Origin of the sequence: Hyphomonas atlantica corrig., from assembly GCF_000682715.1 — a bacterium.
Lineage (GTDB): Bacteria > Pseudomonadota > Alphaproteobacteria > Caulobacterales > Hyphomonadaceae > Hyphomonas > Hyphomonas atlantica.
Map to the genome: position 1 here is coordinate 167,316 of NZ_AWFH01000061.1, position 13,559 is coordinate 180,874.

Here is a 13,559-nt window from a genome sequence, read left to right on the forward strand (position 1 = left end):
AAGTGCCCGTACACGGCCATTCGCTCAATTGTGGGACAGGTGAGTCTCGACTCGGAACAGGATGAGACACGAAATTGGAGCGTTGAGGGGAGTTGATTTGATTCGCCTGTGCAATGTCTGGATGGATTGCATGACCGAGCGCGCAAGATCGTGCTCATTTCTTCGTCAAAAGCAGCGTTATGCGGCTGCAACACCACAGTCTCGGCAAAACTCCACTCTTAACTCATGGTGATGCCTTGCCATGCCTACCTGTTTGTTTAGTCCTAGGTAGTACAGCGCAGCTGAAAAAAATTCCTCCCAAACCAAAAACAGAAATTTGCTCAAAGGGACCAACACGTGAAATCCAGAAAATTTGTTGTATCGGGTGCACCGAAGTTCAAATCGGCGCTCACCCTCAGCGCGGGCTTTGCCGCGTTCGCCGCTCTCTCCATGCCTGCCATCGCACAAGACGCGCCGGAAGAAGAAGAGAGCCGGACCCTCCAGACTGTCACCATCACGGCCACCAAGCGCGAACAGACGCTGCAGGATGTGCCGGTGGCGGTGTCCGTTGTTGATGAGAGCGTGATCGAGAAGGCCGAGATTGTCGATTTGGGAGATCTGCAATCCGTCGTGCCTTCGCTTCGCGTTAGCCAACAGCAATCCTCCTCCAACACCAACTTCATCATCCGCGGCTTCGGCAACGGCGCGAACAATGCCGGCATCGAGCCTTCGGTGGGTGTGTTCGTCGATGGCGTTTACCGCTCGCGCTCGACCTCCCAGATTTCCGATTTGCCAAACCTGCAGCACGTCGAAGTTCTGCGCGGGCCGCAATCGACCCTGTTCGGCAAGAACGCCTCCGCAGGTGTCATCTCCATCGTGACGCAGAAGCCGCAATTCGAATGGGGCGGCAATGTCGAAGGCACGGTCAGCAACTATAATGGCTACCGCGCTGGCGCATTCGTAACCGGTCCTTTGTCTGACACGGTTGCCTTCAGCCTTGGCGGCAATTTCAACACGCGCGATGGCTATGTCGAAGATCTGGGCGATGGCCCGGACACGAACGAGCGCAATCGCTGGGGCATTCGCGGTGACCTGCTTTGGGAGCCAAGCGACGACCTCTCCTTCCGTGTGATCGCAGACTATGATGAGATCGACGAAATCTGCTGTGCTGCCGCGAACGTCGTCAACGGCCCGACCGGCGCGGCCATCCTGGCGCTGGGCGGAAATCTCGTTGCCGAAGACCCGTTCTCCTATGAAGTGGCCTACAATTTCGGGTCCGAGAACCTCATCAAGAATAGCGGTATCTCCCTGCAGGGCGACTATGATGCTGGCGCATTCACCGTCACCAGCATCACGTCCTACCGGACGTCTGACCTCAGCACGAACCAGGATTCTGACTTCACCAGCGCAGACCTGCTCGGGCGCAAGTCTGACGATGTCGAAATCGAAACCTTCACACAGGAAGTCCGCCTGACCTCAAACGGCAGTGGCCCGCTGAGCTGGATGATTGGTGGCTTCTACTTCGATGAAACCGTCGATATCGAAAACCAGCTTCTCTATGGCAGCGACATTCGTGGCTATATCGACATTCTGTCGTCTGGCCTTCTGTCATCGCTTGAGCCTGTGGTGTTCGGCGTGCCGACCGGCACCTTCTTCCAGCCAGGCCAGGGCTTCACCGAATTCTATGGGCAGGACGATACGTCTGCTTCCCTATTCGGTACGATCGACTATGAAGTCACCGACCGCCTGACAGCGACCTTTGGCCTGAACTACACGCAGGTAAACAAGAATGCCTTCTCGAACGCGGTTTCCACGGACACGTTTGCGGCAGTGGACCTGAATACGGCTGCGCCGTTCATCACGCAGGCAACGGCAGGCGGTCTGTTGCTGCAGGCTGGTGTGAACCCGACCGATCCGGCCGCTGTCGCCGCCTTTGCAACGGCGTTCCCGACAGAGTTTGCAACCATTCAGGCAACGGCCGCAGGTGCGCCCGGCGCATTGCAACAGCTGCAATTCCTGCCGCCATTCCTGAACTTCCCGAACGCCGTGGAAAGCGGCTCGACGGATGATGAGGATACGTCAGTCACCTTCCGCCTTGCCTATGACGTGACGGATTCCGTCAACGTGTACGGATCTTATGCAACCGGCTTCAAGGCGTCCTCCTGGAACCTGTCGCGTGACAGCCGTCCAACTCCAGCCGACTACGCGCTGCTTGCGCAAGGCGGCCTGTTGCTTCCGAACCTGACCACCGGCACGCGCTTTGCCGGACCGGAAGAATCGAAAGTGTTCGAGCTGGGCGTGAAAGGTGCGTATTCGGACTTTGCGTTTAACGTCGCCATCTTCGACCAGACGATCGAAGGGTTCCAGTCCAACGTCTTCACGGGAACGGGCTTTGCGCTCGCCAATGCGGGTGAGCAATCCACGCAAGGCCTGGAACTGGATGCGCAGTGGAATGCCACCGACAATCTGCTGCTCAGCTTTGCCGGCACGTTCCTTGATCCGGTCTATGACAGCTTCGAGGAATCGGCGAGCGGCGACATTTCCGGTCAGAAGCCTTACGGCATTCCGGAAGTCTCCACATCGACCGCGGCGACATACACATTCAATGTGAAGAACTATGACGCCTTCATCCGCGGTGACTGGCAGTACGAAAGTGAGTCGGATTATTTCGACGAGCCAGCCAACCAGGCACTGATCAATGATCAGAAGAAAGTCAGCACGTTCAACGCATCGGCTGGCCTGACCACAGAATCGGGCTTGAGCTTCACGCTTTGGGGCCGGAACATCTTCAACGACGAGTATATCACCGTGGCGTTCCCGGCTGTGGCCCAGGATGGCTCCATCTCCGGCTATCCGAACCAGCCGGCAACTTACGGCCTGACAGTCCGCAAGACGTTCTAGGGTTCACTCGAATCACGAACTCGAAAGCCCCGCCCATCATGGCGGGGCTTTTTATTTGGGCCGGTAGGCGGTCAACAACACGATTGCGATGACCAGACAGCCCATCTCGAAGCCGACAAAGGTCAGGAATCGGGAAGAGGGCACGTCCCCGGCAATCAGCCCGGCGATGCGGGCGAACATGTAGCCGCCCATATATGTCGTGATGAACCAAAGCGCTGGCCGCACCATGCGCGGGCGAATCAGGCCGGAGAGCGCCAGCAGACCCGCACCGAGGCTGACCCCGCCATAGATGCCGCGCGCTTCATACACGCCATTCTCGCCACCAATCGTAACGCCAAGGCTTGCCGCCATTCCTGTTGGATCAAGCAGGGACCATATTCCGAACGCCAGAAAGCTGGCCGCCATGAGAAAAAGGTAGATACGAATCATCATGCGAGGAGAGCTAGAGCAAACGCAATGATCGGAAAGGGCGGGCCTGCGCGAAGTTCGGCGACGTATTTCTGTCCTTACGGGGTGGATTTTGCCCGTCACGCCCCATCTGATGTGAAGCAAACCGGACAGGAGATCGCTTATGCGCCAATCGCGGCGTGCGCCCCCCATTATCAATGCCCCGCCATTCGTTACGGCGTTGGCCTTGGGAATCATCGCGCTTCACGGCCTGCGGATCCTCGCAGGATCCTCGCTCGACCTGTTCTTTGTGGATCTCGGCGGGGTGTTTCCCGATCGATTCTGGGGATGGATCGCCGGACAACAGGTCCCTGGAGGCTACGCGCCCTATAATAATGCGTTGGAGGCACTGATTCCTTTGGCCGGAACGGCGCTTGTTCATGGCAGCTGGTCACACGTCCTGATGAATACGATCATGCTGATCGCCGTCGGGAAGCCGGTCTATTCGGTCTTTGCGCGGCTCTGGCGCTCTCAACTCAGTGTAAATCTGGCGTTTCTGGGCCTATTTGTGGCTGCGGTCGTGGGTGGCTCTCTCGCGCATCTTGCGACTCACTACCCCTCTGGTCCGCCGGCCATTGGCGCGTCTGGTGGTGTTTCAGGGCTGATTGCTGCGGCTTTGATGATCCAGAACGGCCTGCCCGCGCAGCTTCTGGAGCGCCGATTCCTTTCGGCCAGCGCCGTATTCCTTGTGGGTAACATCGTTCTGGCATTCCTCGGGCCGTCATTGTTCGGGTCCGCAATCGCCTGGCAGGCCCATATTGGCGGCTATGTAGCGGGCGCAGTGCTGTTTCGCTTCATGGTGCGCCATGCAGGACGCGCACGATTCGGCACCTGATCGCGTCTTCCAGGGAAATATGGTAGGCTCCTACCATACGAGGCACCCAAAAAGGGGCCCAAACGCCAGGGAGGACGTGGATGACCATAGACCAAATTCTGAAAGACAAGGGATTCGCCATCATTTCGGTGAGTGCCGGAGAGACATTGGCGGCTGCAGCGCAAACGCTGGATGCCAAGAGAATCGGCGCGGTCGTCGCGCTGGATGATGATGGCAGCATTGTCGGGGTACTTTCAGAGCGGGATATTGTCCGCCATGTGGCCCGGCAGGGCGCTAGCGCACTGAACTTGAATGTCGGCGACGCGATGACACGCGACGTAATCACGGTGGAATCCAGCTCCAAAATAGACGATGCGCTTCAGCTGATGACGGATCGCAGGATTCGTCACTTGCCTGTTTTGACCGGCGGGAAGCTGGCCGGTGTGATCTCGATTGGAGATTTGGTGAAGTGGAAGATCGCGGAAACTGAAGCAGAAGCAGAAGCGATGAAGTCTTACCTTTCAGCGCAATACTAGGCGAAAGCCCCCGTATTCATTGGGCTGTTTCAATTCACGCTCCAGACTGGCTGAGTTGCGTCTGAAGTTTCGCTGCAGTTTTGTGATGAAATCCTGCATTAGGGGGTTGCTGGATACGGGGGGCGGGAGTACATCGCCACCTCCGCTGACGAGGCCTTCGGGTTTCGGACGCGGGGCCCGGTGACGGAGCGCCTGACTGGCTACGGAAGTTTTCAATTCTTCCCCAGGCAGGACCCGGTGTCGGTTCCCTGAAATCGCTCGGATCTGCGAGCCGGACATGCTTCGGCCAACGGGATCTTTTGCGTCGTAAACAGGGCAGTTTGGATGGTTAAACATTCTACTGCAGGCGACGCAAAATAGGGTGTTGACGGGAAGAACGGCGGTCCATATAAGCCGCCACTCGCTGACGAGGTCTTCGGATTTCAGAGGCGGCCCGGCAACGGGGTTTGGCCAGATTGGAAGACTTGATTTTCCGTGGACAGACAATGGTGCCGGTTTCCTGAAACGCTCGAATTTGCGGGCCGAATATGCTTCGGCCAACGAGTTCATTTGCGCCAATATTGAAGCGGAAATGGTGTCTGACACCTGACTGCAGAAGAGGCGGAAAAGAGTGTTGACGGGAAGAACGGCGGTCCATATAAGCCGCCACTTCGCTGACGAGATCTTCGGATTTCAGAGGCGTCCCGGCAGCGGGTTTTGATCGGTTCGGAAGTCTAATTCTTCCGCGAGCAAAACAAGGTGTCGGTTTCCTGAAACGCTCGAATATGCGGGCCGAATACTTTTCGGCAGGCAGGTTCATTTGCGCCAAAATTGAAGCGGAAACGGTGGCTGACACCTGACTGCAGAAGGGGCGCAAAAGAGAGTTGACGGAAAGAACGGCGGTCCATATAAGCCGCCACTTCCGCAGAAGATGCCTTCGGGCTTCTGAAGCGGGTCCGCTGAAAAGCTCACCTGGTTGGTGAAAAAGTTCTTGAACTTTTCGTCGAACAGGGGCTATATATGCGGTTCCTCGAAACGCTCGAATTTGCGGGCCGGATCATTTCGGCAGGCGGTTCATTTGCGCTAAAATTCAGGCAGTCCGGATGGTCAAACATCTAACTGCAGAAGGCGCAAAAAAGAGTGTTGACGGGATGATCGGCGGCCCATATAAGCCGCCACTTCCGGACGGGCCCACGGGCTTCTGACGGAGACCTTCGGAGCTTCGGTTCCAGCTGTTTGACATCGTAAGAGATTAGGAAGAGAAACGCAGGCGGCGTGATAGCTTGCGGATAAGGCTTCGGCCTTTCCAAACGATCACGACGGATGCGTTTCTTGAGAGAAAATTCTTTTTCCATCGACCAGGTCATACTGGTCTTTGTGACTAAGGGTTTCTCGTCAAAAGAACGCAATACTTAAATGCTTAACAGCTTGAGTAGCCGTCCATATTCCAATGGATGGTTTTCGTCAGATCAACACTCAACTTGAGAGTTTGATTCTGGCTCAGAACGAACGCTGGCGGCAGGCTTAACACATGCAAGTCGAACGACATAGTGGCAGACGGGTGAGTAACGCGTGGGAACGTACCTTTCACTACGGAATAGCTCTTGGAAACGAGTGGTAATACCGTATACGCCCTCCGGGGGAAAGATTTATCGGTGAAAGATCGGCCCGCGTTAGATTAGCTAGTTGGTAGGGTAATGGCCTACCAAGGCGACGATCTATAGCTGGTCTGAGAGGATGATCAGCCACACTGGGACTGAGACACGGCCCAGACTCCTACGGGAGGCAGCAGTGGGGAATCTTGCACAATGGGCGAAAGCCTGATGCAGCCATGCCGCGTGAATGATGAAGGCCTTAGGGTTGTAAAATTCTTTCGCCAGGGATGATAATGACAGTACCTGGTAAAGAAGCCCCGGCTAACTTCGTGCCAGCAGCCGCGGTAATACGAAGGGGGCTAGCGTTGTTCGGAATTACTGGGCGTAAAGCGCACGTAGGCGGACTTTTAAGTCAGATGTGAAATCCCGGGGCTCAACCTCGGAACTGCATTTGAAACTGGAAGTCTAGAGACCAGGAGAGGTTAGCGGAATACCGAGTGTAGAGGTGAAATTCGTAGATATTCGGTGGAACACCAGTGGCGAAGGCGGCTAACTGGACTGGTACTGACGCTGAGGTGCGAAAGTGTGGGGAGCAAACAGGATTAGATACCCTGGTAGTCCACACCGTAAACGATGAGAGCTAGTTGTTGGCAGGCATGCCTGTCGGTGACGCAGCTAACGCATTAAGCTCTCCGCCTGGGGAGTACGGTCGCAAGATTAAAACTCAAAGAAATTGACGGGGGCCCGCACAAGCGGTGGAGCATGTGGTTTAATTCGAAGCAACGCGCAGAACCTTACCTACCCTTGACATCCCGATCGCGGTTTCCAGAGATGGATTCCTTCAGTTAGGCTGGATCGGTGACAGGTGCTGCATGGCTGTCGTCAGCTCGTGTCGTGAGATGTTGGGTTAAGTCCCGCAACGAGCGCAACCCTCATCCTTAGTTGCCATCACGTTTGGGTGGGCACTCTAAGGAAACTGCCGGTGGTAAGCCGGAGGAAGGTGGGGATGACGTCAAGTCCTCATGGCCCTTACGGGTAGGGCTACACACGTGCTACAATGGCAGTGACAATGGGTTAATCCCCAAAAACTGTCTCAGTTCGGATTGTCGTCTGCAACTCGACGGCATGAAGGTGGAATCGCTAGTAATCGTGGATCAGCATGCCACGGTGAATACGTTCCCGGGCCTTGTACACACCGCCCGTCACATCATGGGAATTGGTTCTACCCGAAGACGCTGTGCTAACTTCGGAGGCAGGCGGCCACGGTAGGATCAGTGACTGGGATGAAGTCGTAACAAGGTAGCCGTAGGGGAACCTGCGGCTGGATCACCTCCTTTCTAAGGATGCTCACGGATTGCTTTGCTCACGCGAAGCTCTGTGGCTCTATAGACAGTCCACTTTGATGGACAAAAAACTATGCGGCTGTCGCGCCGTCTCCGTTTCTCTTCCTTCGTTCGTTGTTCAGGCTTGCTATTGGTAGGTCTGGATACTAAGCGAGCCCCGCGGGCGCTTTATCGCCTGTCTTCGACTTTGACCGCGATGGGCCTGGCCCTGAGAGGTCATGGGCCGGTAGCTCAGGTGGTTAGAGCGCACGCCTGATAAGCGTGAGGTCGGAAGTTCAACTCTTCCTCGGCCCACCATCGAAGCCTGCGGCAACGCAGGGCAGGGCATGCGACCTGGCGGGACGCCAGACTATACGGGGCCATAGCTCAGTTGGGAGAGCGCCTGATTTGCATTCAGGAGGTCGTCGGTTCGATTCCGTCTGGCTCCACCATCGCTTCTTGCGAGGGTTACGAACGAAAGAAGTTTAGTCCGTTTCTGGGGCCATTTGGTTCCAGGATATTTGTTATCGTAAGGGAAAGATTGATCCGGCTGGTTTGCCGCTCAGAGCCTTGTGCTCTTGGTATTCCAGCTTCAGCCGATAAACGTGAGTGTCATAGGAGTATGACATCAAAAGCTCACGCCAAAGGGTCAGTCTGCAAGAAACCAACATGTCTGATCGAGATTCAGGTGTGTGGAGCGCAAATGCGTTTTCCACTGCACATGGATTTCAAATAACGATCAAGCGTCAAAAGGGCATCCGGGGGATGTCTTGGCGGTAAGAGGCGATGAAAGACGTGGCACTCTGCGATAAGCACCGGGGAGGCGAGAGCACCCTTTGATCCGGTGATTTCTGAATGGGGAAACCCACCTCCGAGATGTTGGATAATTCGAGCGCTTCGGCGCTCGACGTGTCTAACATTTCAATAGTGAGGTATTTTAACCTGAATACATAGGGTTAAAAAGCGAACCCGGGGAATTGAAACATCTAAGTACCCGGAGGAAAGGACATCAATTGAGACTCCGTTAGTAGTGGCGAGCGAACGCGGACCAGGCCTGGTCTGAAATAAGGAGAAGTATCTGGGAAGGTACGCCATAGTGGGTGATAGCCCCGTATCCGTAACATGAAGACCTTTTAGAGTAGGGCGGGACACGTGAAATCCTGTCTGAACATGGGGGGACCACCCTCCAAGCCTAAGTACTCCTTACCGACCGATAGTGAACAAGTACCGTGAGGGAATGATGAAAAGAACCCCGATGAGGGGAGTGAAACAGATCCTGAAACCGGATGCCTACAAGCTGATGGAGCTCTTCGGAGTGACATCGTACCTTTTGTATAATGGGTCAGCGACTTAGTGTTGCGTGCAAGCTTAAGCCGTTAGGTGTAGGCACAGCGAAAGCGAGTCTGAATAGGGCGACTGAGTACGTAGCATTAGACCCGAAGGCAGATGATCTAGATATGGGCAGGCTGAAGGTGCGGTAACACGCACTGGAGGGCCGAACCGTTGAACGTTGAAAAGTTCTCGGATGACCTGTGTCTAGGGGTGAAAGGCCAATCAAATCTGCTGATAGCTGGTTCTCCGCGAAATCTATTTAGGTAGAGCGTCACGATTAGACTCTGGGGGGTAGAGCACTGAATGGGCTAGGGGTCCTCACCGGATTACCAAACCTTCTCAAACTCCGAATACCCAGAAGTTATGCGTGGCAGACACACGGCGGGTGCTAACGTCCGTCGTGAAAAGGGAAACAACCCAGACCGCCAATTAAGGCCCCCAAGTAATAGCTAAGTGCGAAACGATGTGGAGGTGCTGAGACAATCAGGAGGTTGGCTTAGAAGCAGCCATCCTTTAAAGAAAGCGTAACAGCTCACTGATCAAGCGCCTCTGCGCGGAAAATGTATCGGGACTAAAGTTATTCGCCGAAATTGCGGACTCGAAAGAGTGGTAGCGGAGCGTTCCGTAAGCCTGTGAAGGTGAACCGTGAGGTTTGCTGGAGGTATCGGAAGTGAGAATGCTGACATGAGTAGCGACAAACAGGGTGAGAGACCCTGTCGCCGAAAGACCAAGGGTTCCTGCGTAAAGCTAATCTGCGCAGGGTTAGCCGGCCCCTAAGGCAAGGCCGAAAGGCGTAGTCGATGGGAACCACGTTAATATTCGTGGGCCAAGGGATGAGTGACGGATTTCGAAAGTTGTATTCCCTTATTGGATTGGGAATGCAGCCTGGAAGTTCCTGGAAATAGCCTCCCATTAAGACCGTACCCGAAACCGACACAGGTGGTCAGGTAGAGCATACCAAGGCGCTTGAGAGAACTATGTTGAAGGAACTCGGCAAATTACCTCCGTAACTTCGGGAGAAGGAGGCCTCACATTGGGCAACCAGTGCTGAGGGGCACAAAACTGGGGGTTGCGACTGTTTATCAAAAACACAGGGCTCTGCGAAGCCGTAAGGCGACGTATAGGGTCTGACGCCTGCCCGGTGCCGGAAGGTTAAAAGGAGAGGTGCAAGCCTTGAATTGAAGCCCCGGTGAACGGCGGCCGTAACTATAACGGTCCTAAGGTAGCGAAATTCCTTGTCGGGTAAGTTCCGACCTGCACGAATGGCGTAACGACTTCCCCACTGTCTCCAACATAGACTCAGCGAAATTGAATTCCCCGTGAAGATGCGGGGTACCCGCGGTCAGACGGAAAGACCCCGTGAACCTTTACTACAGCTTCACAGTGGCATTAAAGAACTTATGTGTAGGATAGGTGGGAGGCTTTGAAGCAGTGTCGCCAGATGCTGTGGAGCCAACCTTGAAATACCACCCTTAATTTCTTTGATGTCTAACCGCGCCCCTGGATGGGGCCGGGACCCTGTGTGGCGGGTAGTTTGACTGGGGCGGTCGCCTCCTAAAGAGTAACGGAGGCGCGCGATGGTAGGCTCAGACCGGTCGGACATCGGTCGTTGAGTGCAATGGCATAAGCCTGCCTGACTGTGAGATCGACAGATCGAACAGAGACGAAAGTCGGTCATAGTGATCCGGTGGTCCCGAGTGGAAGGGCCATCGCTCAACGGATAAAAGGTACTCCGGGGATAACAGGCTGATGATGCCCAAGAGTCCATATCGACGGCATCGTTTGGCACCTCGATGTCGGCTCATCACATCCTGGGGCTGGAGCAGGTCCCAAGGGTTCGGCTGTTCGCCGATTAAAGTGGTACGTGAGCTGGGTTCAGAACGTCGCGAGACAGTTTGGTCCCTATCTGCCGTGGGTGTTGGATACTTGAGAGGATTTGTCCCTAGTACGAGAGGACCGGGATGAACACACCTCTGGTGGACCTGTTGTGGCGCCAGCCGCATTGCAGGGTAGCTATGTGTGGACTAGATAACCGCTGAAAGCATCTAAGCGGGAAACTAACCTCAAAACCAGGTATCCCTGAGAGCCGTGCAAGACCAGCACGTCGATAGGCCGGGTGTGGAAGCGCTGCGAGGCGTGGAGCTAACCGGTACTAATTGCTCGATAGGCTTGATTGTTGAAATTCATGTGTAGTTGAAAGCGTATTTGCTTCTACACAGTCTCGATAAAGAACATGTTGGTATAATTCCCTGACTGGTTTCCGCCGACCCGGTGGCTATGGCAGGGGGTCCCCACCCGATCCCATCTCGAACTCGGTCGTTAAGCCCCCTTGCGCCAATGGTACTACGTCTTAAGGCGTGGGAGAGTAGGTCGCTGCCGGGTCCGCAGAGCCCAGTCATACAAACTTGCAGACACATCTTTCCATTACGACGATTTTGGTCGCGTTTGCGGCCTGCCGCCCGGATTTTCCTGGCGGATTTGTCCGGCCCTCGCGGCCGGATTTGCATTTCAGGGGTTAGCCTCTTAAATGTAGACAATGCTGACGCGGGATGGAGCAGTCCGGTAGCTCGTCAGGCTCATAACCTGAAGGTCGTAGGTTCAAATCCTACTCCCGCACCCATCATAAGAGTAGTTTGGCCGTCCTGAGAAATCAGGGCGGCCAAATCGCCTTTTATAACAAGGTTATAGCCGCTCTCATTTTTGCGCGGCTCAAGGCAAATCCGTTGGATGGTCTTCCTCAAGACGGATCGGACCTCGTCAGCATCCGGAGACGGGTCCGAAACCACTTCCACAAGTGAGCCGATAAGCTCGGCATAGAGCTCGCCCGCGTTCGGATGAACGCTCACAACGGGCTCGCTGCCCATTGCCGCAAGTTTGCCCTCGTTTTCGACTTTTTCTGCTTCCAGGGCGACCAGCTTTTGCTTGAGGGCAGTGGTCGCGACTCCTTCAGCAATCGCATCGACAATCCGGTCGATACGCCTGCCGGCTTCAGCGATAGCCTTCTCAAGCTGAAACCGCTCGCTCCCAGTCGCCTTTTGTTGACGAACGAGTTCTGCGTGAAACTCGCGTGCGGCCGCCTTCTGCGCGTCCGGATGAAGCAGAGCGTTGTTCAGTCCTGCAAGGACGCGTTCTTCCAGTTCTTTGGCCGCAATGGTTCGATTGTTCGAGCAGGTACCCTTCTCGCGCCTTGTCGAGCAACCGTACCTGTTCTGAGAGACAATCGACATTGGACCGCCGCACACAGTACATTCCAGAAGCCCCGACAGGAGCCGTGTTGGCCGCTTCGCTCCACCACGTTTGCGGGAGTGCCTTTGTTGGCGAAGCTTCACAGCCTGCCAGAGTTCATTATCAATAATCCGAAGGTCCGGCACCTCATTGATGACCCATTCGCTTTCGGGGTTTGCCCGCATACGCTTCTTGCCGGAGAAGGGATCCGTGACCTTATGCCTGCGGTTCCAGATGCGGCGACCGATATAGAGTTCGTTGTTCAGGATGCCGTTGCCGGCATGCACCTGTCCATTGATCGTTGAGGCGCGCCAATCTGAACCGCGCGGTGCTGCGACACCTTCCTGATTCAACATGGCCGCGATGCTTCGCGGAGATTTTCCTTCAACGAACAGACGCATGATCCGTCTGATGGTCTCAGCTTCTTCGTCGTTGATGGTCAGGATGCCATTCTGTTCACCCGGTAGGATGTCGTAACCGTAGCAATGTCCTCCGGCCGATCTACCTGAATTCACAACACCAGTCTGACCGCGGCGCGTCTTCTTCGCCAGATCGCGCAGGAACATCTCATTCATCACGCCCTTGAAGCCGACATGCATCGAGTCGACTTCTCCTTCGGAAAGCGTGACGATCGACACGCCGTGAAAGGCGAGGATCTTGTAGATTGTGGCTGTGTCGGCTTGGTCGCGGGAAATGCGGTCGAGCGCCTCTGATACAACGACATTGAAGTGACCGTTCGCGGCGCCCCTAATCAGTTCCTGTATACCGGGGCGCGTAACCATTGCGCCGCCCGAGATCGCGCGGTCTGAATAGACGACGGTTTCGGTCCAGGATTTCTGTTCTAGGTGTTGTCGGCAAAGAGCAATCTGGTCTTCGATTGAACGAATAGACTGAAGGTCCGACGAGTAGCGGGCGTAGATGGCGGCTTTTAGGGTCATGACCCTTTCCGATATGCCAACCTCGCATGATATCGCGCAAGCGCTTCGGCGAGATCAATCGCCCAAGATGGGGCTATTTCCCCAGAAAATTCGTCCTCGGGAGGTTCAGTTGGCTTCGCGATCGCCTTTGGAAGGCGACCGCGAGACACGAGTTTGGGGTATTTGCGGTTCACGGTCCGATAGGCAGAAGCTGATCTAGTTCAGCTTCTGACGGTTCCAGACCAGCACGCCGCTGCCATCTTCTTCCTTCTCGAAAAAGGCAGCTCTCAGTGGCTTCTCGAACCCCGGATCATCCAGCTTGACGGCCAGGTATGGAGTTTCGCCATCCTTGCTTTCCTCGCGCCAGGCGGCGCCGAGTTCTGCGCCTCCGGCGAAGATCCGGTAGTCCGGGCCGCCTTCGGCTTTCTCGGTCACCGGGACCATCTGGGCTTTCACATTGATTGTCATGGTCCGGATCGTCCCGGTCCATTTGCCATCCTTCTGGCTGAAGG

6 protein-coding genes, 3 tRNA genes and 3 rRNA genes are annotated in these 13,559 nt (G+C 55.4%); 9 read left to right on the forward strand and 3 right to left on the reverse strand.

Annotated features, from left to right (window positions below):
- The first annotated feature begins 336 nt into the window (after window positions 1-336).
- The gene (locus tag HY36_RS15895) at window positions 337-2,880 is read left to right on the forward strand and encodes a TonB-dependent receptor (protein WP_241764238.1); all 2,544 of its coding nucleotides are present in this window, start codon (window positions 337-339) and stop codon (window positions 2,878-2,880) included.
- Window positions 2,881-2,931: 51 nt separating this feature from the next.
- On the opposite strand, the gene HY36_RS18585 is transcribed toward HY36_RS15895, so the two are convergent.
- Window positions 2,932-3,312 carry a DUF4345 family protein gene (locus HY36_RS18585; protein WP_035554827.1) on the reverse strand — a complete coding sequence of 127 codons (381 nt, stop codon included), beginning with the start codon at window positions 3,310-3,312 and terminating at the stop codon, window positions 2,932-2,934.
- Between the two features lie 139 nt (window positions 3,313-3,451).
- On the opposite strand from HY36_RS18585, the gene HY36_RS15905 reads away from it, so the two are divergent.
- The 8 genes from HY36_RS15905 (at window position 3,452) to HY36_RS15945 (ending at window position 11,525) form a co-directional block, all read left to right on the forward strand.
- Window positions 3,452-4,162, forward strand: a complete 711-nt coding sequence (locus HY36_RS15905; RefSeq protein WP_035554829.1) for a rhomboid family intramembrane serine protease — start codon at window positions 3,452-3,454, stop codon at window positions 4,160-4,162.
- Window positions 4,163-4,242: 80 nt separating this feature from the next.
- On the forward strand, window positions 4,243-4,677 hold the full coding sequence (locus tag HY36_RS15910; protein WP_035554831.1) for a CBS domain-containing protein: 435 nt from the start codon (window positions 4,243-4,245) through the stop codon (window positions 4,675-4,677).
- Window positions 4,678-6,133: 1,456 nt separating this feature from the next.
- Window positions 6,134-7,588 (forward strand): 16S ribosomal RNA (locus HY36_RS15920).
- Window positions 7,589-7,814: 226 nt separating this feature from the next.
- A tRNA-Ile gene (locus tag HY36_RS15925) sits at window positions 7,815-7,891 on the forward strand.
- Window positions 7,892-7,949: 58 nt separating this feature from the next.
- A tRNA-Ala gene (locus tag HY36_RS15930) sits at window positions 7,950-8,025 on the forward strand.
- Window positions 8,026-8,310: 285 nt separating this feature from the next.
- Window positions 8,311-11,082, forward strand: a 23S ribosomal RNA gene (locus HY36_RS15935).
- Between the two features lie 90 nt (window positions 11,083-11,172).
- A 5S ribosomal RNA gene (gene rrf, locus HY36_RS15940) occupies window positions 11,173-11,287 on the forward strand.
- Together the 16S, 23S and 5S rRNA genes with 3 tRNA genes alongside form the textbook arrangement of a ribosomal RNA operon.
- Window positions 11,288-11,448: 161 nt before the next feature.
- Window positions 11,449-11,525 (forward strand) — tRNA-Met (locus HY36_RS15945).
- Here the strand turns inward: HY36_RS15945 and HY36_RS18915 are convergent.
- Together HY36_RS18915 and HY36_RS15955 are read right to left on the reverse strand one after the other, a co-directional pair.
- Entirely contained in the window at window positions 11,482-13,068 is a 1,587-nt protein-coding gene (locus tag HY36_RS18915) for a recombinase family protein (protein WP_339683436.1), read from the reverse strand. The genes HY36_RS15945 and HY36_RS18915 overlap by 44 nt on opposite strands.
- Before the next feature lie 195 nt (window positions 13,069-13,263).
- Window positions 13,264-13,559 (reverse strand): DUF736 domain-containing protein (locus HY36_RS15955; protein WP_035554837.1); only part of this gene is annotated, 296 nt, incomplete at its 5' end.